The organism is Variovorax sp. MHTC-1 (assembly GCF_003984645.1).
Lineage (GTDB): Bacteria > Pseudomonadota > Gammaproteobacteria > Burkholderiales > Burkholderiaceae_C > Variovorax.
This window is the reverse complement of record NZ_RWKI01000010.1, coordinates 67,565-91,372: the sequence shown is the minus strand read 5'-3', so window position 1 is coordinate 91,372 and position 23,808 is coordinate 67,565. Positions and strand designations below refer to the sequence as shown.

At 65.7% G+C, this 23,808-nt stretch carries 23 protein-coding genes and 3 tRNA genes; 14 read left to right on the top strand and 12 right to left on the bottom strand.

Annotated features, from left to right (window positions below):
- Positions 1-8 precede the first annotated feature (8 nt).
- From hemW to EJI01_RS18090, 5 genes are read right to left on the bottom strand one after another with little or no spacing between them, the layout of a single operon-like run.
- On the bottom strand, positions 9-1,226 hold the full coding sequence (hemW, locus tag EJI01_RS18110) for a radical SAM family heme chaperone HemW (RefSeq protein ID WP_126838586.1): 1,218 nt from the start codon (positions 1,224-1,226) through the stop codon (positions 9-11).
- Between the two features lie 38 nt (positions 1,227-1,264).
- Positions 1,265-1,864: an RdgB/HAM1 family non-canonical purine NTP pyrophosphatase gene (gene rdgB, locus EJI01_RS18105; RefSeq protein WP_126838522.1), complete on the bottom strand. Its 600-nt coding sequence runs from the start codon at positions 1,862-1,864 to the stop codon at positions 1,265-1,267.
- Positions 1,861-2,595 carry a ribonuclease PH gene (rph, locus tag EJI01_RS18100; protein WP_126838521.1) on the bottom strand — a complete coding sequence of 245 codons (735 nt, stop codon included), beginning with the start codon at positions 2,593-2,595 and terminating at the stop codon, positions 1,861-1,863. The genes rdgB and rph overlap by 4 nt, the downstream gene beginning before the upstream one ends.
- Positions 2,596-2,623: 28 nt before the next feature.
- Entirely contained in the window at positions 2,624-3,529 is a 906-nt protein-coding gene (locus tag EJI01_RS18095; protein WP_126838520.1) for a PP2C family protein-serine/threonine phosphatase, read from the bottom strand.
- Positions 3,526-4,533 (bottom strand): serine/threonine protein kinase, encoded by a 1,008-nt coding sequence (locus tag EJI01_RS18090; protein ID WP_093109014.1) that lies wholly within the window; start codon positions 4,531-4,533, stop codon positions 3,526-3,528. Before EJI01_RS18090 ends, EJI01_RS18095 begins: the two co-directional genes overlap by 4 nt.
- 91 nt (positions 4,534-4,624) lie before the next feature.
- On the opposite strand from EJI01_RS18090, the gene EJI01_RS18085 reads away from it, so the two are divergent.
- The 4 genes from EJI01_RS18085 (at position 4,625) to EJI01_RS18070 (ending at position 8,761) form a co-directional block, all read left to right on the top strand.
- Positions 4,625-5,542, top strand: a complete 918-nt coding sequence (locus EJI01_RS18085; protein WP_126838585.1) for a YicC/YloC family endoribonuclease — start codon at positions 4,625-4,627, stop codon at positions 5,540-5,542.
- A 15-nt stretch (positions 5,543-5,557) separates the two neighbouring features.
- Entirely contained in the window at positions 5,558-6,178 is a 621-nt protein-coding gene (gene gmk, locus EJI01_RS18080; protein WP_126838519.1) for a guanylate kinase, read from the top strand.
- A gap of 31 nt (positions 6,179-6,209) precedes the next feature.
- Positions 6,210-6,413: a DNA-directed RNA polymerase subunit omega gene (gene rpoZ / locus EJI01_RS18075; RefSeq protein ID WP_093109017.1), complete on the top strand. Its 204-nt coding sequence runs from the start codon at positions 6,210-6,212 to the stop codon at positions 6,411-6,413.
- A gap of 92 nt (positions 6,414-6,505) precedes the next feature.
- Complete coding sequence (locus tag EJI01_RS18070; RefSeq protein WP_126838518.1) at positions 6,506-8,761, top strand: RelA/SpoT family protein; 2,256 nt, start codon at positions 6,506-6,508, stop codon at positions 8,759-8,761.
- Here the strand turns inward: EJI01_RS18070 and greB are convergent.
- A complete protein-coding gene (gene greB, locus EJI01_RS18065) occupies positions 8,758-9,330 on the bottom strand; it encodes a transcription elongation factor GreB (RefSeq protein WP_126838517.1) in 573 nt (190 codons plus the stop codon). The two genes, EJI01_RS18070 and greB, sit on opposite strands and share 4 nt — an antisense overlap.
- 57 nt (positions 9,331-9,387) lie before the next feature.
- Positions 9,388-9,464: transfer RNA gene (locus tag EJI01_RS18060), tRNA-Arg, on the bottom strand.
- A gap of 252 nt (positions 9,465-9,716) precedes the next feature.
- Between EJI01_RS18060 and EJI01_RS18055 the strand changes: the two genes are divergently transcribed.
- A complete protein-coding gene (locus tag EJI01_RS18055) occupies positions 9,717-9,995 on the top strand; it encodes a hypothetical protein (protein WP_126838516.1) in 279 nt (92 codons plus the stop codon).
- 34 nt (positions 9,996-10,029) lie between these two features.
- Here the strand turns inward: EJI01_RS18055 and EJI01_RS18050 are convergent.
- Together EJI01_RS18050 and hrcA are read right to left on the bottom strand one after the other, a co-directional pair.
- Positions 10,030-10,106, bottom strand: a tRNA-Ile gene (locus EJI01_RS18050).
- 34 nt (positions 10,107-10,140) lie between these two features.
- Positions 10,141-11,145: a heat-inducible transcriptional repressor HrcA gene (gene hrcA / locus EJI01_RS18045; protein ID WP_093109021.1), complete on the bottom strand. Its 1,005-nt coding sequence runs from the start codon at positions 11,143-11,145 to the stop codon at positions 10,141-10,143.
- Positions 11,146-11,173: 28 nt separating this feature from the next.
- On the opposite strand from hrcA, the gene EJI01_RS18040 reads away from it, so the two are divergent.
- Genes EJI01_RS18040 through rapZ form a run of 3 tightly spaced genes read left to right on the top strand, consistent with a single transcriptional unit; the run spans position 11,174 to position 14,626 of the window.
- Complete coding sequence (locus tag EJI01_RS18040; RefSeq protein WP_126838515.1) at positions 11,174-12,070, top strand: NAD kinase; 897 nt, start codon at positions 11,174-11,176, stop codon at positions 12,068-12,070.
- A 1-nt stretch (position 12,071) separates the two neighbouring features.
- Entirely contained in the window at positions 12,072-13,754 is a 1,683-nt protein-coding gene (recN, locus tag EJI01_RS18035) for a DNA repair protein RecN (RefSeq protein ID WP_126838514.1), read from the top strand.
- Positions 13,751-14,626, top strand: coding sequence for an RNase adapter RapZ (gene rapZ, locus EJI01_RS18030; protein WP_126838513.1), 876 nt, complete (start codon positions 13,751-13,753; stop codon positions 14,624-14,626). The genes recN and rapZ overlap by 4 nt, the downstream gene beginning before the upstream one ends.
- Here the strand turns inward: rapZ and mutY are convergent.
- From mutY to mutM, 3 genes are all read right to left on the bottom strand, one after another.
- Positions 14,623-15,729 carry an A/G-specific adenine glycosylase gene (gene mutY / locus EJI01_RS18025; RefSeq protein WP_126838512.1) on the bottom strand — a complete coding sequence of 369 codons (1,107 nt, stop codon included), beginning with the start codon at positions 15,727-15,729 and terminating at the stop codon, positions 14,623-14,625. The two genes, rapZ and mutY, sit on opposite strands and share 4 nt — an antisense overlap.
- Positions 15,680-17,641 carry a dynamin family protein gene (locus EJI01_RS18020; RefSeq protein ID WP_126838511.1) on the bottom strand — a complete coding sequence of 654 codons (1,962 nt, stop codon included), beginning with the start codon at positions 17,639-17,641 and terminating at the stop codon, positions 15,680-15,682. The genes mutY and EJI01_RS18020 overlap by 50 nt, the downstream gene beginning before the upstream one ends.
- A 70-nt stretch (positions 17,642-17,711) precedes the next feature.
- Positions 17,712-18,527: a bifunctional DNA-formamidopyrimidine glycosylase/DNA-(apurinic or apyrimidinic site) lyase gene (mutM, locus tag EJI01_RS18015; protein ID WP_126838510.1), complete on the bottom strand. Its 816-nt coding sequence runs from the start codon at positions 18,525-18,527 to the stop codon at positions 17,712-17,714.
- 81 nt (positions 18,528-18,608) lie between these two features.
- Between mutM and EJI01_RS18010 the strand changes: the two genes are divergently transcribed.
- From EJI01_RS18010 to EJI01_RS17985, 6 genes are all read left to right on the top strand, one after another.
- The gene (locus EJI01_RS18010) at positions 18,609-20,432 is read left to right on the top strand and encodes a tetratricopeptide repeat protein (RefSeq protein WP_126838509.1); all 1,824 of its coding nucleotides are present in this window, start codon (positions 18,609-18,611) and stop codon (positions 20,430-20,432) included.
- A gap of 8 nt (positions 20,433-20,440) precedes the next feature.
- Positions 20,441-20,920: a lipoprotein insertase outer membrane protein LolB gene (locus tag EJI01_RS18005; RefSeq protein WP_260602503.1), complete on the top strand. Its 480-nt coding sequence runs from the start codon at positions 20,441-20,443 to the stop codon at positions 20,918-20,920.
- Positions 20,917-21,777 (top strand): 4-(cytidine 5'-diphospho)-2-C-methyl-D-erythritol kinase, encoded by an 861-nt coding sequence (gene ispE, locus EJI01_RS18000; RefSeq protein WP_126838507.1) that lies wholly within the window; start codon positions 20,917-20,919, stop codon positions 21,775-21,777. The genes EJI01_RS18005 and ispE overlap by 4 nt, the downstream gene beginning before the upstream one ends.
- 68 nt (positions 21,778-21,845) lie before the next feature.
- A tRNA-Gln gene (locus EJI01_RS17995) sits at positions 21,846-21,922 on the top strand.
- 79 nt (positions 21,923-22,001) lie between these two features.
- Positions 22,002-22,976, top strand: a complete 975-nt coding sequence (locus tag EJI01_RS17990; protein WP_126838506.1) for a ribose-phosphate pyrophosphokinase — start codon at positions 22,002-22,004, stop codon at positions 22,974-22,976.
- 95 nt (positions 22,977-23,071) lie between these two features.
- Positions 23,072-23,731, top strand: coding sequence for a 50S ribosomal protein L25/general stress protein Ctc (locus EJI01_RS17985; RefSeq protein WP_126838505.1), 660 nt, complete (start codon positions 23,072-23,074; stop codon positions 23,729-23,731).
- The last annotated feature ends 77 nt before the right edge of the window (positions 23,732-23,808 follow it).

Here is a 23,808-nt window from a genome sequence, read left to right as displayed (position 1 = left end):
CTTTCCGCTCAGGCCTGCGGCAGGAAGATGGCCTGCAGATCGCTCAGGAAGTCGAAGCCGCGCGCCGTCGGCCAGACGCGCGCGAGATCGCGCTCGATCAAGCCCTTGCGCTCGGCTTCTTCGAGCCCTTTCTGAATGGCAGTGACGGCCAGCCCGGTGCGTTCGCCGAACTGGGCCAGCGTGAAGCCCTCCTTGAGGCGCAGGGCGTTGAGCATGAATTCAAAAGGCAGTTCGGCCAGGCCGACCTCGTCGCTCTGCGCGGTCGCCCGGCCGGCGAGCGCATTGTCCATATAGAGACGCGGCTCCCGAAAGCGGACCTGCCGCACCACGCGGTGCGCAAAACTCAGCTTGCTGTGCGCGCCGGCGCCGATGCCGAGGTAGTCGCCGAACTGCCAGTAGTTGAGGTTGTGCGCGCAGGCGTGGCCCGCGCGCGCATAGGCCGAGATCTCGTAGCGAGCTAGACCGCTCTGCGCGGTGCGCTCGGTGATGCGGTCGAGCATCGCATAAGCGGCGTCGTCTTCCGGCACCACCGGGGGGAACTTGGCGAAGTAGGTGTTGGGCTCGATCGTCAGGTGATAGACCGAGAGGTGCGGCGGCGCCAGCGCCAGCGCCTGGTCGAGGTCCGCGTCGAGGCCTTCCAGGGTCTGGCCCGGCAGCGCGTACATCAGGTCGAGGTTGAAGGTGTCGAACGCGAGGGCCGCCTCCTCGGCTGCTGCGATGGCTTGCACTCGGTCGTGAACGCGGCCGAGCGCTTTCAGGTGATCGTCGTTGAAGCTTTGCACGCCGACCGACAGCCGCGTGACACCGGCCGCCCGGTAGGCACGGAAGCGATCGCGCTCGAAGGTACCGGGGTTGGCCTCGAGAGTGATCTCGCAGTCGGGCGCGAGCTTGAGCCGGGCGCGCAGGTCGCCGAGCAGGCGGTCGATGGCCACCGGCGAAAACAGGCTGGGCGTGCCGCCGCCGATGAAGATGGTGTGCACGCTGCGGCCCCAGATCAGGGGCAGCGCAGCGTCGAGGTCCGCGATGAGCGCGTCGAGGTAGCGCGCTTCGGGCAATGCATCGCCGTCGCCGCCGCGCCACTCGTGCGAGTTGAAGTCGCAATATGGACACTTGCGCAGGCACCAGGGCAGATGGACGTAGAGCGACAGCGGCGGCAGCGCCGACAGCTGCAGCGGCCCCGGCCGCATCATGTGTAGCACGTCGTTGGCATGGGCCGCGCCGTCCATGCGCTCCTGCACGCCGCTCGCGATCGGGACGACGAGGCTCACAGCCACCGCTCCCGCATCAGGTCCAGCATCGCCCGCGCTGCTTGCCCGCGATGGCTGTTGGCGTTCTTCACTTCGGTGGGCAGTTGGGCAAAGGTCTTGCCGAACTGCGGCAGCCACATGACCGGATCGAAACCGAAGCCGTTCTCGCCGATGGGCTCGCGCGTGATCTCGCCGGCGGCGCGGCCCACTGCGATCAGGGGCTCTGGATCGTCGGCGCGGCGCAGCGCCACCAGCGTGCTGACGAGCGCGGCGCGGCGGTCGTCGACGCCGGCCATCTGCTCGAGCAGCGCGCGCACGTTGTTGGCGTCGCCCTTCTCGTAGCCGAACTGGGTGGCGTAGTAAGCGGTGGCCACGCCGGGCAACCCGCCGAATGCCTCGACGCAGAGGCCGGCATCGTCCGCGACGGCCGGCAGCCCGGTCGCCGCCGAGGCGTGGCGCGCCTTGGCCAGCGCGTTCTCGACGAAGGTGAGGAAGGGCTCCTCGGACTCGCCGACCTGGAGTTCCGACTGCCGCACCAGTTCGACGCCGAGCGGCGCGAACAACACTTGCAGCTCCGCGAGCTTGCCGGCGTTGTTGGAGGCCAGAACCAGTTTCATCCGTTCGACAATGCCTGCGCCTGCAGCGCAGTCAATTCGGCGATACCCTTTTCGGCCAGCAGGAGCAGCGCATTCATCTCTTCGCGCGAGAAGGCCGCGCCTTCGGCCGTCCCCTGCACCTCCACGAAATGGCCGGCGCCGGTCATCACGACGTTCATGTCGGTGTCGCAAACCGAGTCCTCGATGTATTCGAGATCCAACAGGGGCATGCCTTCCACGATGCCGACGGAGACCGCGGCCACGTGGCCTCGAATGGGCGAGGCCGCGATCTTGCCAACGGCCAGCAGCTTGTCGACTGCATCCTGTGCGGCCACGAAGGCGCCCGTGATTGCGGCCGTGCGCGTACCGCCATCGGCCTGCAGCACATCGCAGTCCAGATGGATCGTGCGCTCGCCCAGCGCGGCGAGGTCGAACACCGCACGCATGGAGCGGCCGATGAGTCGCTGGATCTCCTGCGTGCGGCCGCTCTGCTTGCCGCGCGCCGCCTCGCGATCGCTGCGCGTGTGGGTGGCACGCGGAAGCATGCCGTACTCGGCCGTGACCCAGCCCTCGCCGCTGCCGCGCTTGTGCGGCGGCACCTTTTCCTCGACCGAGGCGGTGCACAGCACGCGCGTCTGGCCGAACTCGATCAGCACCGAGCCCTCGGCGTGAATCGTGAAACCGCGCGTGATGCGCACGGGACGCAACTGGTCGGCGGCACGGCCGCCGCTTCGTACGAAAACTGTCGTCATGTGGAGCGAAAAAGGAAGGAAGAAAGAATCAGCCCTTGCGCGCAGCGGAGCGCTTGATCGCCTCGTTGATCTCGGCGATCGAGCGTTCGATGGCGTCCTCGTCGAGGTCGTCGAGTTCGCTGTCGGAGGGCATGCCGGCCTGGATGGTCGAGGCGAACACGCCGTCGCTGATGCTGTCGGTCGACACGCCGCGGCCCTGCCCCGCCGCGTCGGGCATTTCCCACTCGAGCGCGATCAGCGTCACGTTGTCGCTGTGGGTGCCGCCGTTGCGCAGCGCCATCTCGGCCAGGTCGGGCGCGGCATCGGAGACGGGCTTGCCGGACGAAAGCGTTCGCACGATCAGGCCTTCGTCCAGCACGCCCCAGAGGCCGTCGGAGCACAGCATGATGCGGTCGCCGCGTTGCAGCTGCAGCGGCGCCGAGACGTCGAACAGCGGCGTGGTCGGGGAACCCAGGCAGGTCAGCAGCAGGTTCCGGTTGACGATCTCGGGGCCGGCGTTGGCGCGTGGCCGCTCGGCGTGCGAGTGGTCGCGCGTGCGGGTCAGCAGCTCGCCGTCGCGCACCACGTACAGCCGCGAGTCGCCGCAATGGATCCAGGTGGCGGTGGTTCCCTGCAGAACTGCTGCGACCACCGTGGTGCGCGGCGTGTCGAGCATGCCCTTGTTGCCCGCGTAGCGCATGATCTGCTGGTGCGCGGCCATCACCGACGCGGTCAGGAATGCCTTGACGTCCTTCACGATCGGCCGCGCTTCGCGCTGGTACAGCGCCGCGATGGTCTGCAGCGCCAGTTGGGCCGCCACTTCGCCTTCCGGATGCCCGCCCATGCCGTCCGCCAGCACGAAGAGGCCCGATTCGCGCGTGTAGCAGTAGCCCATGCGGTCTTCGTTCTTGAGGCGGCCACCTTTTCGGCTGACCTGGAAGACTGAGAATTTCATGCCGGACGTGTCGTCGGTGCGGCGGCCTTGGGCAGGCCTTTCTTTTCGAAGGACCGCATGTTGTCGATCGACAGGCGGACCTTCTCGCTCACCGTGAGCTTGGTGTAGCGGCGCTCGCCTTCGCGGCTCAGCTCCTTCTGCAGCGCGAAGACCGACTGCGGGCGCGAGAGCGGGTCGAGCGACATGCACCACTCGACCACTTCGATCAGGTTGTCCGAGTAGATGCCGCGCAGGCGCGACAGGGACAGGCCGAGCCGGTCCTTCTCGATACGCTGTGGAGCGTCGTTCGGGGGATAGCCCTGCATGCAGGCATAGATGCAGGCGCCGATGGCGTAGATGTCGGTCCAGGGGCCCATCGACGAATCGCGGCGGTACATCTCTGGCGCCGCGAAGCCGGGCGTGTACATCGGGCGGATGAAGTTGCCTTCCTTGGAGAGCACTTCGCGCGCGGCGCCGAAATCGATCATCACTGCCCGGTCGTCGTCCGTCACGAAAATGTTGGCCGGCTTGATGTCCAGGTGCAGCATCTTGTGCTGGTGCACGATGCGCAGGCCGCGCAGGATCTCGTCGAACAGCGAGCGGATGGTGGACTCGCGAAAGACCTTCTGTTTCTTGAGGTCCCGCGCGGTCACGATGAAATCCTGCAGGGTGGCGCCCTCCAAGTAGTTCATGACCATGTAGACGGTCTCGTTCTCGCGGAAGAAGTTGAGCACGCTGACCACCGAGGCATGCGAGATTTGCGCGAGCGAACGCCCTTCCTCGAAAAAGCTCTTCAGCCCGAGCCGGTAGAGCGAGAGCTTTTCGGGCGGCACCTGGGGTGCAAGTTCGCCGGTGCCCCGGGTTGCCAGCGAGGAGGGAAGGTATTCCTTGATGGCCACCTGCTGGCCGCTCTGGTCGACGGAGAGGTAAACGACACCGAAACCACCGGCAGAAAGCCGACGCACGACGCGATAACCGCCGATGACCGTATCAGGCAGCAGGGGCGAAGGTTTGACCTTTGACATAATCCGGGAGTTTCGCCCGAAGGCGATGGTGCGGCAAGCGAACGCTGTGCCGACGTCTCGGTGCGTACACACAAATTCACAGCGAGGCGCAATGCCAGTTTACAGCATGACCGGCTATGCCAGCGGCCAGAACGCCCCCGCGGGCAGTCACGCCGACACCGAGTCGCGGGCCCATGGCGCCGGCCGGCTCGGGGTCGAGATCCGCTCGGTCAACAGCCGCTTTCTCGACCTCAGTTTCAAAATGCCGGAGGAGTTGCGTCAGCACGAGCCGGCCTTGCGCGAACTGCTGACCGGGCCACTCAAACGCGGCAAGGTCGAGCTGCGCGCGTCGATCGAGAGCACCAGCACCGCGGGCATCGGCGAACCTTCGGCCAAGCTGCTGCAACGCCTCAATGGCGTGCAGGACAGCATCAAGTCGTGGCTACCGGGAGCCCGGGACCTCAGCGTGGCCGACGTGCTGCGCCTTGCCGCAGGCGACACGCTGACAAAGGGCGATTGGGGCCCCGAGCTGACCGAGGTGGCGGAGAAGACGCTCAAGGCCCTTCTTTCGGCGCGCGAGCGCGAAGGCGCCCGCCTTGCCCGGATGCTGCAGGATCACCTTGCCCAGCTGCGCAAGCTGGTCGAGCAGGCTCTGCCGCTGGTGCCGCAACTCGTCGAGCAGCAGCGCACCCGCTTTCTCGAGCGCTGGCAGGAGGCCATGGGCCTCGCCGCCGGCGGCACGCCGCCGGAAGCGGCGCAGGACCGGGCGATGACCGAAGCGACGGCCTTCGCGATCCGCATCGACGTCGCCGAAGAACTGACGCGCCTCGGCTCACACCTCGACGAGATCGAACGGCTGGTCAAGAAGGGCGGCGAGATCGGCAAGCGCCTCGATTTCCTGATCCAGGAACTGCATCGCGAAGCCAATACCCTGGGCTCCAAATCGGCAACGCTCGAACTCACCCGCATCGGCGTCGACATGAAGGTGCTGATCGAGCAGATGCGCGAGCAGGTCCAGAACATCGAATAGACAGAGAACAAGCGAATGGACTACCCCGGCAACATTTTCGTGGTCGCAGCGCCGAGCGGCGCAGGCAAATCAAGCCTGGTCAAGGCCCTGATGGAGCTCGATTCCGCCGTGCAGCCATCGGTGTCGCACACCACCCGCCCCCCGCGCGGCCAGGAAAAGCACGGTCGCGAGTACTTTTTTGCCTCGCCTTCGGAGTTCGATGCGATGGTCGCCGCCGATGCCTTCGTCGAATGGGCACACGTGCATGGCCAGCGCTACGGCACCTCGAAGAAGGCGATCGAAGAGCGGATCGCTCAAGGCGCGGACGTCATCCTCGAAATCGACTTCCAGGGCGCGCTCCAGATCCGGAAGACCTTTGCCAATGCGGTGACGATCTTCATCCTGCCGCCGAGTTGGGAGGAGCTGCGGTCCCGGCTCGAGCGGCGAGGAGAAGACAGCGCCGCAGTCATCGAGTTGAGGCTGCAGAACGCCGCCGAGGAGATGGCACGCGCCAGCGAATTCGACTTCGTTATAATCAATGAGTTATTTGAGCGCGCGCTTTTTGACCTCAAGGCGATCGTCCACGCTCAGCGGCTCCGGTATTCCGCACAGCGCCGCGCGCGTGCCGACACTTTCGCCGCGTTGAACATTCCCTGATCCCGCTCACCCTGTAAGTCGAAAGAACCACATGGCCCGCATCACCGTCGAAGACTGCCTGCAACACATTCCGAACCGCTTCCAACTCGTGCTGGCCGCCACCTACCGCGCGCGCATGCTGAGCCAGGGCCACGCGCCGAAGATCGAGAGCAAGAACAAGCCTGGCGTCACGGCCTTGCGCGAGATTGCAGAGGGCAAGATCGGGATCGAGATGCTCAAGAAAGTGCCCGGCTGAGTTGACGCACGCATGCAACAAAGAGCACCGCCTTGCGGTGCTTTTTTTATGCCCGAACGCGTCGAATCGGCTGCCAGGCTAAAGTGGAAGCCATGAGCGTGGTTGTCAAGTCCCAGTCAGATGCCCCCCGAGGCACGCCACGGCCGAGTCCGGCGGCGTTGAACGCGGCTGCCGCCAGCTTCGCTGCGCTGACCGACCGGCTCGACTATCTGAGCGCCGAGGACGTCGAGCAGGTGCGCCGCGCCTATCGCTTCGCCGATGAGGCGCACCTGGGCCAGCTGCGCAACAGCGGCGAACCCTATATCACGCATCCGATCGCGGTGGCGGCGCAATGCGCCGAATGGAAACTCGATGCGCAGGCGCTGATGGCCGCGCTGCTGCACGACGCGATCGAGGATTGCGGCGTGACCAAGTCGGAGCTGATCGAACGCTTCGGCGCCCCGGTCGCTGAACTCGTCGACGGCCTCACCAAGCTGGACAAGCTTCGGTTCAACACGCGCGAGGAGAACCAGGCCGAGTCTTTCCGCAAGATGCTGCTCGCCATGGCGCGCGACGTGCGGGTCATTCTCGTCAAGCTGGCGGACCGAACGCACAACATGCGCACGCTCGACGACGCGCCGCGCGAGAAGTGGGCCCGGATTTCGGGCGAGACGCTCGAGATCTATGCGCCCATCGCGCATCGACTCGGGCTCAACCAGACCTACAGGGAACTGCAGGACCTGTCGTTCCGCCATCTCCGGCCCTGGCGCTATGCAATCCTCGCGAAAGCGGTCACCAAGGCCCGCGGCCGACGCCGCGACTTGATTCAGAAGGTGCAGCAGGAACTCGAAACCGCCTTTGCGGCGGCCGGCATGAGCGTGCGCATGGCAGGTCGCGAGAAGACCCTCTATTCCATCTACCGCAAGATGGAAGAAAAGCACTTGAGCTTTGCGCAGGTGACGGACATCTACGGCTTTCGCCTGATCGTGCCGACAGTGATCGCCTGCTACACCGGGCTCGGCATCCTGCACCAGATGTACAAGCCCTTGCCCGGCAAGTTCAAGGACCACATCGCGATCGCCAAGCTCAACGGCTATCAGTCGCTGCATACCACGCTGGTGGGTCCGGCCGGCGTCAACGTCGAATTCCAGTTGCGCACCGAGGCCATGCACGTGGTGGCCGAGTCCGGCGTGGCGGCGCATTGGCTCTACAAGGCCGCCGAGCCCAGCGCGGCGACCAGCGACCGGCTGGGTGCCAAATGGCTCCAATCGCTGCTCGACATCCAAGATGAAACGCGCGATGCCGCCGAATTCTGGGATCACGTCAAGGTCGACCTGTTTCCCGACGCGGTCTACGTGTTCACGCCCAAGAGCCAGATTCTGGCGCTGCCCCGCGGCGCGACCGTGGTCGACTTCGCCTATGCCATCCACAGCAACATCGGCGATCACACCTCGGCCGCACGCATCAACGGCGATCAGGTTCCGCTACGCACCGAACTCAAGAACGGCGATGTAGTCGAGGTGATCACGGCGCCGGTGTCGACGCCGAATCCCGCGTGGCTCGGCTTCGTGCGTACCGGGCGGGCGCGCTCCAAGATCCGCCACTACCTCAAGACTCTGGCGCATGCGGAATCCGAGGGCCTGGGCGAGAAGCTTCTGGCCCAGGCGTTGCGTGCCGAGGGCCTCGGCAACCTGCCGGACGAGGACGAGGAGCATCAGCAGATCTGGGAGAAGCTGCTCCGATTCACAGGCAATCGCACGCGTTCGGAATTGTTGACCGACATCGGCCTCGGCAAGCGCATCGCCAGCATCGTTGCCAAGCGGCTCATGGCGCTTCTGGCAGAACGCGGCGAGAAGCCCGACGCGCTGATGCTGAGCCGCGAGCGCTTCACCGCGCACGAAGCCGTTTCGCAAGGGGCCGTCACGCTGGACGGCAGCGAGAACTCCTCGGTGCGTTTCGCGCTCTGCTGCCGCCCCATTCCGGACGACCCGATCGTCGGCTACCTCGGCCACGGCGAAGGACTCGTAGTGCACACCGAAGCGTGCGGCGTCGGTCAACGCTTGCGCCACAAGGACAGCGAGCGGTTTTTTGCCGTGGAATGGGCCGACGATCCGGTCCGGACCTTCGAGACCGGCATCGTCATCACCGTGCGCAACGACAAGGGCGTGCTGGCGCGCGTCGCCGCGACGCTGGCAGACGCGGAAGCCGACATCACCCACGTGGAGATGGCCGACGAGACTCCGCAGGATTCCACCGATCTGCGTTTCGTGATCGCAGTGCGCGACCGGACGCACCTCGAGGCCGTACTGCGGGCTGCGCGGCGCACGCCATCGGTGCTCGCGGCCGCGCGGACGGTCCCGGCTCCTTAAGCCACAGCGGGCGGCGGATAGCTCACCGCCAATACCTCGATCTCGTGCGCGCCACCCGGCGTCGCAAGTTTGACCACATCCCCCTCCCGCGACTTCAGCAGCGCTCTTGCGATGGGAGAGATCCAGCTGACCTGCGCGTGTGCGCTTTCAGCCTCGTCGATGCCCAGGATGGTCACGACGCGCTCTTCACCGGTCTCGTCGGCGTAGCGCACGGTGGCGCCGAAGAAGATCTGGTCGCGACCGTGGTGGACCGAAGGGTCCGTCACCTCCGCCACCTCGAGCCGCTTGGTGAGAAAGCGGATCCGCCGGTCGATCTCGCGCAGCCGCTTCTTTCCGTAAAGGTAGTCGCCATTTTCCGACCGATCGCCATTCTTGGCCGCCCAATGCACGGCCTCCACGACCTTGGGCCTCTCGACGTCCATCAATTCGAGCAATTCGGCACGCAGGCGCGCGTAGCCCTGCGGGGTGATGTAGTTCTTGCTCCCAGCGGGAAGCGGCGGCGCGACGCCGGCGGTACCGTCGTCATCGTCATCGCCTGCATCGTTTTCTTTGGTGAATGCCTTGCTCATCGCAGAAAGCTCCAAATGAAAAAAGCCCGCAACTTTCGTTGCGGGCTTTCCTGATGATGGTGCGGCTGGCAGGAATTGAACCCACGACCCCTTGGTTCGTAGCCAAGTACTCTATCCAACTGAGCTACAGCCGCACAGCTTGCGATTATAGCATCCTCGCAACACCCGATCGCTCGGCAGCGAAAGAAAGAGACCAGTCGACGCGATGGGCGCGAGCCATCGATCAACCGCATGCGAGTCTACGTCGAACCAAGTGTGCGTCAAAGTCTTAGCGGAAATGTGAACTAAATCATGACATCCAGCTTACATGGGCACTGCACCTACAGCGCCAATTGGTCGACTGGCGCTAAAAACGGTTCTCATTGGTTTATTGGATGGAGGTCCCGATGTTCAGCTTTTTCCAGCCCAATCGAAACGGCCATCTCAGGCGAGTCATGGCGCTCCTCGAAGAAGCCCATCTCGCACGTATCGAGCATCAGGCAGCCGCCGAACACCACGGGGCCCTGGCCCGGATGTACTCCGAGCGCGCCAAGAGACTGGAGCGCGAGCTCTACGGCTCGGCGCAGATGCCGCTCGGGGATGCATCCGCCAAAGGCCAGGACGAGAAAGCGGTCCTCTATGCCTTGGATCCAAGTCGCCGGATCGAGACACAAGCAAAGGCTTGAGGACGGGCCCGCGACTGCGGGCGCCAAGGCGTGGTGGTAGGCCGTGATGGGCTTGAACCATCGACCAACGGATTATGAGTCCGCTGCTCTAACCAGCTGAGCTAACGGCCCGCACATCAGGGATTCTAGTGGGCGCCGGGCACCGCTATTTGCGATGGCTCAGCGCATTGGTGACCAGCCGCGACGTGATGTCGACGATCTGGATCATGCGCTCGTAGGGCATGCGCGTCGGACCGATGACGCCAAGCGTGCCCACCACCTCGCCGTCGACCTCGTAGTTCGCGCTCACGATCGACAAGTCGTCGAAGGGCACCACCTGGCTTTCCCCACCGATGAAGATGCGCACGCCGTCTGCCTTGCTCGACACGTCGAGCAGACGCATCAGTTGGGCCTTCTGCTCGAACAGCTCGAACGCGCGACGCAGGTGGCTCATGTCGCTGGAGAAATCGGTGACGGCCAGCAGATTCCGCTCGCCCGCGATCACCACTTCGTCCTGGGCTTCCGTCAGCACCTCGGAACTCACCTGGACAGCGGCTTGCATCAGAGCAGCGATCTCGCCGCGCAATTGCTCCATCTCGGACTGAAGCCGGTCGCGCACCTGCTCGATCGACAGACCCGCAAAGTGCGTGTTGATGTAGTTCGATGCCTCGACCAGTTGCGACTGCGAATAGTCGACCTCGGGGAAGATCACCCGGTTCTGCACATCGCCGTCGGGCGACACGATGATCACGAGCAGGCGGCGATCGGAAAGGCGAAGGAACTCGATCTGACGAAAAACGGATGCGCGGCGCGGCGCCATCACCACACCGACGAATTGCGACAGGTTCGACAGCAGGTTCGCTGCGTTCGCGATCACCTTCTGCGGCTGGTCGGGTGCAAGGCTCGGCGGCGTGAACTGCTCGCGCTGGGCAGTCAGCATGGTGTCGACGAAAAGCCGGTAGCCGCGCGCAGTCGGAATGCGGCCTGCAGAGGTATGCGGACTGGCGATCAGCCCGAGTCCTTCGAGGTCGGACATCACGTTGCGGATGGTCGCAGGCGAAAGCTCCAGCCCCGAAGCGCGGGAAAGCGTGCGCGAGCCCACCGGCTGGCCCTCGGCGATGTAGCGCTCGACCAGCGTCTTGAGAAGCAACTTGGCGCGATCGTCCAGCATCGACTGATTTTAATGTTGTAATTTGTGCATGACATCCAGCTTTCGGCACGTGGCCCTGATAGGTAAATACCAGGCTTCGGGCGCGCGGGCGCAGGCCGGCGCGCTGGACGAGGTCATGGAGGGCATCGGCGCTTTCCTGGAAGCGCAAGGCTGCGAGGTCTTTGTCGAACAGCCGCGCGACGGCGAGTGCGGCCAGGCCCGCTACCCCGCGCTGACTGTCGAAGAGATCGGCCAGCGATGCGATCTGGGCCTGGTGGTCGGCGGCGACGGAACCATGCTCGGCATCGGGCGCCAGTTGGCCTGCTACGGCGTTCCGCTGATCGGCATCAACCGCGGCCGGCTCGGTTTCATCACCGACATTTCCCTCGACAACTACCAGGCGACGCTGATCCCGATGCTGGCCGGCGAGTACGAGGAAGACCACCGCAGCCTCATGCATGCGCAGGTGATGCGCGACGGCGTCGCGGTGTTCGATGCGCTCGCCATGAACGACGTGGTGGTCAATCGCGGCGCCACCTCGGGCATGGTGGAGCTGCGTGTTTCGGTCGGTCGCCATTTCGTGGCCAATCAGCGCGCCGACGGCATGATCATCGCCTCGCCCACCGGCTCCACCGCCTACGCGCTGTCGGCCGGCGGTCCGCTGCTGCACCCCGCGGTGCCGGGGTGGGTGATGGTTCCCATTGCGCCCCACACGCTCTCGAACCGACCGATCCTGCTGCCGGATGCGGACGAGGTCCTGATCGAACTGGTCGGCGGGCGCGACGCGAGCGCCAGTTTCGACATGCAATCATTGGCTTCGCTTGCCATCGGCGACCAGGTCGTGGTGCGCCGCTCCGACTACCGGGTGCGTTTTCTGCATCCGAAAGGCTGGAGCTACTTCGACACGTTGCGCAAGAAGCTGCACTGGAACGAAGGAGGTTCCTGACATGGCATTGCGCCGCATCGCCCTGCGCGACTTCGTGATCGTGCGCGCGCTCGAACTCGATCTCTCCACGGGCTTCACCGTCCTCACCGGCGAAACCGGCGCGGGCAAGTCGATTCTGATCGACGCGCTCCAGCTGGCGCTCGGCAACCGTGCCGACGCCGGCGCCGTGCGCGAAGGCGCCGAGCGCCTGGACGTGAGCGCGGAGTTCGACACCGATCCCGCGCTGGCCGCCTGGCTGGACGACGGTGGCTTCGAAGCGGGCGATGTTCTGCTTCTGCGCCGCACTGTCGACCTTCAGGGGCGCAGCCGCGGCTGGATCAACGGCAGCCCCGCCACCGCGACCCAGCTGCGCGAGCTCGGCGACCAGTTGCTGGACATCCACGGCCAGCATGCATGGCAAAGCCTCACCCGGCCCGAAGCCGTGCGCGGCCTGCTCGATGCCTACGCCGGTGTCGGCACTGCCGTGCTCGACAACGCCTGGCAGAACTGGCGGCAAGCGCTCGCTGCGCTCGACAAGGCGCGCTCGGCGCAGGATTCGCTGCAACGCGAGCGAGAGCGACTGCAGTGGCAGGTGGGCGAGGTAATGAAGCTCGCGCCTGGCACCGATGAGTGGGAGGAACTTTCGGCCAGCCACACCCGCATCTCCAATGCGCAGGCGCTCATCGATGCCGCCGAGGGCGCATGCAGCGCCCTGGAAGACGATGACAGCGGCGCCCTCGCTGCATTGAGCCGTGCCGTCACGCTGCTGCAGAACTGCGAGCACATCGAGCCGGAGTTCAAGGCGCTGGGCGAGGTTCTGGCCTCGAGCGTGGCGCAGGCCTCGGACGCTGCGCACTCGCTGCACGGCTACCTGCGCCAGGCCGACACCGATCCCGAGCGACTCGCCGAATTGGACGAGCGCATGGGACTCTGGATGTCGCTGGCCCGCCGCTACAAGCGCACGCCGGCTGAACTTCCGTCCTTGCTGGCAGGGTGGCAAACCGAGTTGCAGGCCCTCGACGCGCAGAGCGACCTCGAAGCCCTCGAACGTGCCGAACAGACGGCACAGCAGGCTTACATGAAGGAAGCCAAGACACTGGGCAAGGCACGCAAGCAGGCGGCACCGCGACTGGCGCAGGCCGTGACACAGGCCATGCAGGGTCTCGGCATGCAAGGCGGCCGCTTCGAAGTCGCGCTGGAGCCGCTCGCCGAACCGGGCCGCGCGGGGCTCGAAGACATCGCCTTCCTCGTGAGCGGCCACACCGGCAGCACACCGCGCCCCATCGGCAAGGTGGCTTCGGGCGGCGAACTCTCGCGCATCGCGCTGGCGATCGCGGTCACGACCAGCCAGCTCGGCACGGCCCAGACGCTGATCTTCGACGAGGTCGATGCAGGCGTCGGCGGCGCCGTGGCCGAAACCGTCGGCCGCCTCATGAAACAGCTCGGCCGCGACCGCCAGGTGCTGGCGGTCACCCACCTGCCGCAGGTGGCGGCCTGCGCCGACCACCACCTGCTGGTCGCCAAGCACCAGACCAGCGCCAAGAGCCAGGACGGCATTCGCACCGAAAGCGGCGTCTCGGTGCTCGACGACGACACCCGTGCGCGCGAGATCGCACGCATGTTGGGCGGCGAGCGCGTTTCGCAGACCTCGCTAGCACACGCGCGCGAAATGCTCGGCAAGAAGACGCCGGAGACCTCATCGTGAGCCTGGAACTGGTGCTGATCACCGGCATGTCCGGCTCGGGAAAGTCCGTCGCACTGCATGCCCTCGAAGACGCGGGCTACTACTGCGTCGACAACCTGCCGCCCGAGTTGCTTGCGCCCTTCATCGCGCTGCAGCGGCAACAGCAGACGCCGCGCGTCGCGATTGCCATGGACGTGCGCAGCGGCGTGTCGTTGCCGCTCGTTCCCCAGCAGCTCGACGGCCTGCGGCGCGACGGCATATCGCTGCGCTCGCTGTTCCTCGATTCGACCACCGACGCGCTGGTGCGCCGCTATTCGGAGACCCGGCGGCGCCATCCGCTGTCGCGCCACGAAGGCCGGACCGATTCCCCCGATCAGCAGCGGGCGCTGATCCAGGCCATCGAACTCGAGCGTGAGTTGCTGGCCGATCTGCGCGACGGCGCCGACGTCATCGACACCAGCATCATCCGCCCGGCCCAATTGCAGAGCTACATCAAGGCGCTGATCGCGGCGCCGGAGAGCACGCTCACGCTGGTGTTCGAATCCTTTGCGTTCAAGCGCGGCGTGCCGCTCGATGCCGACTACGTGTTCGACGTGCGCATGCTCCCCAACCCGCACTACGTGCCCGCGCTGCGACCGCTGACCGGGCGCGACGCGGCCGTGATCGACTGGCTGCGCGAACACGACGATGTCGCACGCATGTACAGCGACATCGAACAGTTTCTCGATCGCTGGCTCGATGCGCTGGCCCGCGACCATCGCAGCTACGTCACCGTGGCGATCGGCTGCACCGGCGGCCAGCACCGCTCGGTCTTCCTCGTGGAGCAGCTGGCACGCGGCTTCGGCGCACGCTGGGCGGCGCTCAAGCGGCACCGCGAGCTCGACAGCGTCTAGGTCGTCAGCAGTTTGCGCACGGGCGCCGGCAGGCCGAGCGCCGACCATTGGCCGGCTTCGAACCATCGGCCGGCATCGTTGAGAAGCCGCTCGGCGACGCATTCGACCGACACGGGATGCAGGTGCAAGTCCTTGTGCGTGAGCACGTGCACGAAAGCCGCGTCGTCGCGCGCGGTCCGGCGATCGTCGGGCGCCAATTCGTCCAGCAGCGATTCCCGGCTCTCATAGACCGGCAGGCAATAGAGTCCCGCCCAGATGCCGCGCGAGGGACGTTTCTCGAGCCACACGCGGCCGTGCGCATCGCGCGCCTGCAGCATCCACAACGACTGGGCGCTGCGCCGAAGCTTGCGCGTCTTGACCGGAAAGCGCTCGGGCTCGCCCTCGCGCCGCGCCGCGCACAGGTCACTAACCGGACAGATCATGCAACTCGGCTTGCGCGGCAGGCAGACGGTGGCCCCCAGATCCATCAGGCCCTGGGTATAGCGTGCGATGGTGCGCCGCTGCGTCGCCGGCGGCAGCAGCTCCGTCGCCATGGCCCACAAAACCCGCTCCTGCGCAGCGGACGAAAGATCGCCCTCAAAGGCCAGCATTCGCCCAAGCACCCGCTTCACGTTGCCATCGAGAATGGCGACGCGCTCGCCAAAGCAGAAGGCAGCGATCGCCGCGGCCGTCGAACGGCCGATGCCCGGCAAGGTCTGGAGTTCGGCGGCGGTGCGCGGAAATGCGCCGCCGAAGCGCGACACGACCTCTTGCGCGCAGCGGTGCATATTGCGCGCACGGCTGTAGTAGCCCAGGCCGCTCCACAGGCCGAACACCTCGTCCTCAGTGCCGGCGGCGAGCGCTTGCACCGTGGGGAACCTTTCCAAGAAACGCGCGAAATAGCCCAGCACCGTCGACACCTGGGTCTGCTGGAGCATGACCTCGGAGAGCCAGACGCGGTAGGGCTCGTGCGTGTTCTGCCATGGCAGCTCGCTTCGCCCATGGCTGCGTTGCCAATCGACAATGCGGGCGGCGAAACTCGACGCCAGCGCCTGCTGTGCTCCGCCCGGAGCTTCAGGCAGCACTGAGTTCGTCGCGCGCCGCGACAGCAGTGGGCGCTTCATTACTCGTCAGCAGACCGGTGAATTCGCGCAGTCGCGCGTGGAGCTCGGTGAGGCCGCTTTCTTGGGCCGCGAGTTCGGCGAGGCGCTCGTCGAGGTTGCCTGCGGCGCCCTGGATGCGCTCGACCGCCTCGATGCGCTTGGTGAAGTTGCGGCGGCGTTCCTTGAGCTGCGCATCGAGCTGGGCGCCGGCGCCCTTGCTCCAGCGCTCCACCTCGGTCATGGCGGCTTCGTTGACCACGCGCAGCCGACTTGCCAGCGCGCGAACGAGCTTGTCGCAGAAGTCCGGTTGCGCCAGCTTGAGCAGGTTGCTGATGCCGAGGTAGTGGATGTGGCTGCGCTCGATCTGGCTCAGTTGCTGTTCGAAGCCCAGCAGGTCTGGCTCCGCCGGCGCCTGCAGCGCGAAGCCGTGTTCGGCGTTGAGCTGGCGAAAGGTGGCGTGCAGCATCGACTGAATTTCGGCCGTGGTCGCCTGCACCTCGCGCAGGTTGTTGCGCAACGAGTCGAAGGTTTCTCCGTACACCTTGCGCACGTTGAACTTGATGCCGGGGCGCTTGAGCGCGGAGGCCAGGCGGCCCATGTCGGCCTTGAGCGCGGTGCTGCCGAGCACCGCGTACACCTCGCGCAACAGCTTGCCCTGCACCGAGCGCAGCGCCAGGATGCGCGCGTTGCTGCCCTCGAACTCGGTTTGCTCCTGCTCGATGCGGCTTCGCATATGGCGGATGACCGACACGTTCTTGCCGCGCAGGCCCTGCAGTTCCAGCGCCTGCTCCGAAAGATCGCGTTGGCGCACCTTGAGGATGCGCGCCGCTTCGGCCTGCAGGGCCGCGATACCGGCGTCGACGGCGAGCCGCAGCATCTTTTCGCGCTTGCCGAGCAGTCCCTCGCCCAGCACGGCTTCGAGCGCGGGAAGCCGGCTAGCCTGCAGCAGCGGCACGTCGCGGCGGATCTTGGCCTGCAATCCTTTTTGCGCCGACACCGGCAGCACCTGCGGCAGCGGCACGCCGAGCAACTCGGCAGCGCCCTTGCGCTGGCGCTGGATCTGCGCGTCGATCTGCGCCGGCGTGCTGAGGGTGTCCCACATGGTGTCGATCTTGTTGAGCACCACGATGCGAGTTTCGCCTGCTTCGCTTTCGGTGATCAGATGCTCGCGCCAGATGGCGAGATCGGAGCGCGTCACGCCCGTGTCCGCGGCCAGGATGAAGACCACGGCGTGCGCCTGCGGGATCAGGCTCACGGTCAGCTCGGGCTCGGCGCCGATCGCGTTGAGTCCGGGCGTGTCCAGAATCACCAGCCCTTGCTCGAGCAGCGGATGCGGCATGTTCAGCACCGCATGGCGCCAGCGCGGAATTTCGACGCGCCCCTTGGCATCGGGCACCGGGTTGTCCTCAGGCGCGTCATCGCTCCAGAAGCCCAGCGAACGTGCTTCGGCCATCGGCACCCATCGGACCTCCGCCACCTTGTTCATCGTCTGCGACAACTGCTCGGCGTCCTCGACGTCGATCGGAATTTCGGTCCAGTGCTCGGGCTTGTCGCGCCAATGGGCGAGCGAATACGGCTCGAGCCGGGTTTCGATGGGCAGCAGCCGCAGGCTGGGAAGATAGGTCGTGTCGTACCCCAGTTCGGTCGGGCACATCGTCGTGCGACCCGCGCTCGCCGGCATGATGCGGCGCCCGTAGGCGGCGAAGAAGATCGCGTTGATCAGCTCGGATTTGCCGCGCGAGAACTCGGCAACGAAGGCCACCATGACCTTGCTGGTGCGCATCTGCGATTCCAGGTCGCGCAGCCGTTCGGCCACGCTCTGATCGAGTAGCTCGTTCTCGTCCAGCCAGCGCGAAAGCCATTTGAGGCGATGCGCGAAATTGCGTCGCCAGGCGCCATGCTGGTCGAATTGCTGATTGAAAGAACGTGTCAAGGGTGATGTAAAGGTTGCTTACAAAATATAGCACCCACTTGGGCTTCGCGCCTCATCTGTCTCAGAGCTTTCAATGCTTTTGGCATTTTGGACAGAAATAGGTAGATCGCTGGCCTTGGCGCATTTGCCTTACAAGTGTCGCGCACACACGGCATGGTTCCCCGGCACGTCCGTAAACGGTTGCTTCCAGCTGGAAATATCCGCTCTGGCCGTCGATATTGGAGAAGTCGCGCAGGGTGCTTCCCCCGCGTTCCACGGCTCGCGCAAGGATTTCCCGCACTGCGGCATGCAAACGCACCGCGCGCGGCCGGCTGATGCGCGAGGCAGGCATTGTCGGACGGATACCGGCAAGAAAGAGCGCCTCGGAGGCATAGATGTTGCCGACACCCACCACCACGTCGCCAGCCAGCAGCACCTGCTTGATCGACGCCCGGCGCTGTCGCAGCCCTGCGTAAAAGCGGTCGATGTCGAACGTCTCGCCCAGGGGTTCCATTCCCAGGCCGCCCAACAGTTTGATGGCCAGCGGTGCAGCCTCGTCCTCGGCATAGACCACCGCGCCGAAGCGCCTCGGATCGTTGAGGCGCAGCGTGCCGCGGCTGGTCACCAGGTCGAAATGGTCGTGCGTACCGGGCGAAGGCAAGGCCGCATCGAAGCGCAGGCTGCCCGACATGCCCAGGTGCATCAGCAGCAGTCCGGCATCCAGGTCGATCAGCAGGTACTTGCCGCGCCTGCGCACCGCACGCACGGTGCGCCCCACCAGTTCAGCCGGCTCGACGGCCAGTGCCCAGCGCAGCGGCTTGCCCACGCGCACCGCATCGATGCGCGCGCCGGCAATCCGATCGGCGAAGCCGAGCCGCGTCACTTCGACTTCAGGTAGTTCTGGCATCGACGAAGGCTGACATGAAAAGAAGCCGAGGCCGAAGCCCCCGCATGACCATCGTTCAAAAGCCTGGATTATTATGGTTCGATGACCCCATCGCTCCGCCGATCCCGCCTTGCGGCGGCCGCGTTCTTGACCCTGGCCGTGCTCGCTGCGCAAGCGCAGCCGCAGGCGCCCGCCCCCGCAGCCCCCACCAGCCCGGCCCCCATCATCGAACCGGCGGCGCCTCCCGTCACTACGGCGGCCGCCGCAGCCCAGCGCCAGGATCAAGCCCGAGCCTCGGCGCTCACGGCGGAGCTGTTCTACGAAGTTCTGATGGGCGAGCTGACCGCGCGCACCGGCGATCCGGGCTCAGGCTACGCGCTGGTCCTCGATGCCGCGCGCAGGTCGCGCGACGGCAAGCTGTTCCAGCGGGCGGTGGAGATCGCATTGCAGGCGCGCTCCGGCGATGCCGCATTGGCCGCCGCCCGCGCCTGGAAAGAAACGCTGCCCGAATCGCGCGAGGCACGGCGTTTCGAGCTTCAAATCCTCATCGCGCTGAACCGCATCAGCGAAACCGCCGAACCGCTGCGGGCTGAACTGGCCGCGACGCCACAGGTGGAACGCCCCTTCCTTATGGCCGTGATCGCGCGCAACTACGCGCGAGCCACCGACAAGAAGCTTGCCGCTTCGGTGGTCGAACAGGCGCTGGCCGACGAACTCAAGAGTCCCGCGACGGGCGGCGCGGCCTGGAGCACGGTCGGCCGCCTTCGCCTAGCAGCAGGTGACCCCTCGGGTGCGCTCGAGGCCGCGCGAAAAGGTCAGGAAGCCGATCCTTCCTCGGATGGCCCGGCCATGCTGGCGCTGGAGCTGATGGACCCCGGCCAGCCGCTGGCCGAACCGCTGGTGAAGCGCTACCTCGCGGGCCCCAAGGCGCTGCCGGAACTGCGCGTCGCCTACGCGCGGGTGCTGGTGGAAGGTCGCCGCTATGAGGATGCCAGCGCAGAACTCGCCGCGCTCACCGTAGCCCGTCCCGAATTGGCCGAACCCTGGCTGCTGCTCGGCAGCCTGCAAACGCAGGCACGCCAGGATGCTGCGGCCGAAAGCTCGCTCAAACGCTACATCGGCCTGGCCGATACGCAGCGCGATGCCGAAGCACGCAGCCGCGGCCAGACCCAGGCCTTCTTGCTGTTGGCGCAACTGGCGGAGCGCCGCAAAGATTTCACGGCTGCCGAGCACTGGCTGGGCCGCATCGACAGCACCGACGATCTGATAGGCGCACAGACGCGCCGCGCGGCGCTGCTGGCGCGCCAAGGCAAGCTGCCCCAGGCACGCGAGCTGGTCCGCAGCCTGCCCGAACGCACCGCGGACGAGAAGAAGCAGAAGTTGCTGGCCGAGGTCCAGCTGCTGCGCGATGCCAAGCAGTACCAGGCCGCCTACGACATGCTGACCCAGGCCAGCGCGGCCGCGCCCCAGGACACCGACCTGATCTACGACCGGGCGATGGTGGCCGAGAAGCTGAACCGTCTCGACGAGATGGAACGCCTGCTGCGCCGCCTCATCGAGCTCAAGCCCGACAACCAGAACGCCTACAACGCGCTCGGCTACTCGCTGGCCGATCGCAAGGTCCGGCTGGAAGAGGCGCGCACGCTGATTCTCAAAGCCGTGCAGCTGGCGCCGGAAGATCCGTTCATCGCCGACAGCCTCGGATGGGTCGAGTTCAGGCTCGGCAACATCGACGAAGCCATGCGCATCCTCGAAGCGGCCTACAAGCGCCGGCCCGATCCGGAGATCGGCGCGCACCTCGGCGAAGTTCTCTGGGCCAAGGGCCAGCGCGACCGCGCGCTTTCCATCTGGAAGGAAGCGCACCTGGTCGATGCCGACAACGAGACGCTGCAGGAGACGCTCAAGCGCCTGCGCGTGAAACTTTGAACCGTCGATTGGCATTGAGCGCCGGCGGCGCCGGCGTGTTGCTGCTTGCGGGCTGCGCCAGCCGGGTCGGCCCGACCGGCACAACCGGCACCGAAGCCTGGAGCGGCCGGCTGTCGCTGCGCATCGACAGCGAGCCGGTGCAAACCTTCTCGGCTCTGTTCGAGCTGCGTGGTGCGCCGCGGGCCGGCGAACTGACGCTGACCAGCCCGATCGGCAGCACCCTGGCCCAACTTCACTGGGCGCCCGGCGAAGCGCTGCTGAAGGACGGCAGCAAGACGCGGCGTTTCGACTCGCTCGACGCGCTCATCGAGGCGGCGACAGGTGCCGCCATTCCGGTAGCTGCGCTGTTCGGGTGGCTCGCGGGTCGTGAAGAACGCGTGCCGGGTTGGCGGCCAGACCTGTCGCAGATCGGCACTGGACGATTGCAGGCCACCCGCGACGCACCGCAGCCGCGGGCCGATCTGCGCATTGTCTTCGAACGCGCATGAAGGCGATCTACGACCTTCCGGCGCCGGCCAAGCTCAACCTCTTTCTGCACATCACCGGCCGGCGTGCGGACGGCTACCACCTGCTGCAGTCGGTGTTCATGCTGATCGACTGGTGCGACATCCTGCATGTCGAAATGCGCAGCGACGGCGTCATCACGCGCGAAGACCTGACGACCGCGCTGCCTCCCGACGACCTGGTTGTGCGCGCCGCGAAAGCGCTCCAGGCTTTTGCCCAAACGCCGAAAGGCGCCCATATCGGAATCGCCAAGCAGGTGCCGGCCCAGGCCGGCATGGGCGGGGGCTCCTCGGATGCCGCCACCTGTCTCCTGGCGCTCAATCGGCTGTGGAGGCTGAATTTGCCGCTATCGAAACTGGAGCAGATCGGTCTCGCGCTGGGCGCCGATGTGCCCTTCTTCCTGCGCGGACGAAACGCCTGGGTCGAGGGAATCGGCGAAGAGATCACGCCCATCGAGCTGCCGCCGGGGTGTTTTGCCGTCGCCAAGCCGCCCGAGGGGCTCGACACCCGTCTGATTTTTGCAGCGCCCGATCTTCAGCGCACCACACCCGCTGCTATAATCTCGGGCTTTGCTGCACACAGCGAGGCTGGAGCCACAAGTTTCGGCTTTGACTTCGGTCATAACGATCTGCAGCCGGTTGCCGAGCGGCTTTGTCCCGCGGTCACCGAAGCCATCGAATGGCTCGGTCGCCAAGGACTTCAGGCCCGGATGACCGGTTCGGGGAGCTCGGTGTTCGCAGCGATGCCGCACGAAGCGGAACTCGCCACGGCACCCTCGGGCTGGCAGGTTCGCAAGTGCAGCAATCTGGCCGTTCATCCTCTCATGGGTTGGGCAGGCTAGAAGATCAGAGCGCTTTTGTGATCTGATGCGACATATAACGGTTGACGACCTCGGTCGTCGACCCGTGTAGGGGAGTCGCCAAGCTGGTTAAGGCACTGGATTTTGATTCCAGCATGCAAAGGTTCGAATCCTTTCTCCCCTGCCAAATCTTCACTGACACGTAGATTGGCGGCCCCCTCAAAAGGGCCATTTCGCATTGCCGGATGCATTTTGCCGGGACGCTCATGCAGGTTCACCACCCTGATTTCATGGTTTTCACCGGCAATGCCAACCCGGGCCTTGCCGCAGAGATCGCGCAACATCTGGGCACCTCGCTGGGCGCGGCCCGCGTCGGTCGCTTCTCCGACGGCGAAGTCACCGTCGAGATCAACCAGAACGTGCGGGCGCGCGACGTGTTCGTCGTCCAGTCGACCTGCGCGCCGACCAACGAGAACCTGATGGAGCTGCTCATCATGGTCGACGCGCTCAAGCGCGCTTCGGCCGAGCGCATCAGTGCGGTGATCCCCTACTACGGCTATGCGCGCCAGGACCGTCGCCCGCGCTCGAGCCGGGTGCCGATCTCGGCCAAGGTGGTGGCCAACCTGCTCGAAACGGTGGGCGTTGCCCGCGTGCTGACCATGGACCTGCACGCCGATCAGATCCAGGGCTTCTTCGACATCCCGGTCGACAACATCTATGCGTCGCCGGTGCTCCTGGGCGATCTGCGCCAGCAGAACTACGAAGACCTGATCGTGGTCTCGCCCGACGTCGGCGGCGTGGTTCGCGCCCGCGCCCTGGCGAAGCAGCTGAATTGCGACCTGGCGATCATCGACAAGCGCCGTCCGCGCGCCAATGTGAGCGAGGTCATGCACGTGATCGGCGAGATCGACGGCCGCAACTGCGTGATCATGGACGACATGATCGACACGGCCGGCACGCTGGTGAAGGCGGCCGAGGTCCTGAAGGAACGCGGCGCCAAGAAGGTGTACGCCTATTGCACGCACCCGATCTTCTCGGGTCCCGCCATCGAGCGGATCGCCCAGGGCAGCGCGCTGGACGAAGTGGTCGTGACCAACACGATCCCGCTGTCCAGCGTCGCGACGGGCTGCACCAAGATCCGCCAGCTCTCCGTGGCGCCGCTGATCGCCGAAACGATCCAGCGCATTGCCAAGGGCGAGTCGGTGATGAGTTTGTTTTCGGACCAGGAAAATCTCTTCTAGAGCACCTGGCCTGAGCAAGAAGCCGGGCTCCCTTCGAGGAGCCCATTTTGAAACCGGAGTCGCACTGGTCGCGGTCGACTTCCACAGGAGTAGTTATGAAATTCGTCGCTTATGAGCGCGCAAAGCAGGGCACGGGTGCGAGCCGCCGTCTCCGCATCACGGGCAAGACGCCCGGTATCGTCTACGGTGGTGAAGGCCAGCCGCAGCTGATCGAGCTCGATCACAACGCGCTGTGGCATGCCCTCAAGAAGGAAGCCTTCCACTCGTCCATCCTCGAGATGGATCTCGCCGGCGCCACGACCAAGGTCCTGCTGCGCGACGTGCAATACCATCCGTTCCGTCCGCTCGTGCAGCACGTCGACTTCCAGCGCGTCGATGCCCGCACCCGCATGACCGTCAAGGTGCCCCTGCACTACAAGGGCGAGGAAGAGTCTACGGCCGTCAAGCTGGACCACAACCTCGTGAACCACGTGATGACCGAAATCGAAGTCAGCTGCCTGCCGGCCGACCTGCCCGAGTTCATCGAAATCGACCTCTCCGGCCTGACGAAGAACGCCACGCTCCACGTCAACGACATCACCCTGCCCAAGGGCGTGAAGTTCGTGAGCCACGGCAAGGTCAACCCAGTGCTGGTGTCGGCCGTGCCGCCGCTGGTGGCTGAAGAAGTCGCACCGGCCGAAGGCGCTGCCCCGGCAGAAGGCGCCCCGGCTGCCGCCAAGACGGACGCCAAGGCTGCGCCTGCCAAGAAGAAGTAATTCTTCCCGCGCCCTCCAGCCAACGGCCCGCTTCGCGCGGGCCGTTTTTCTTTGGGCGAGCCACGGATAATCCGGCT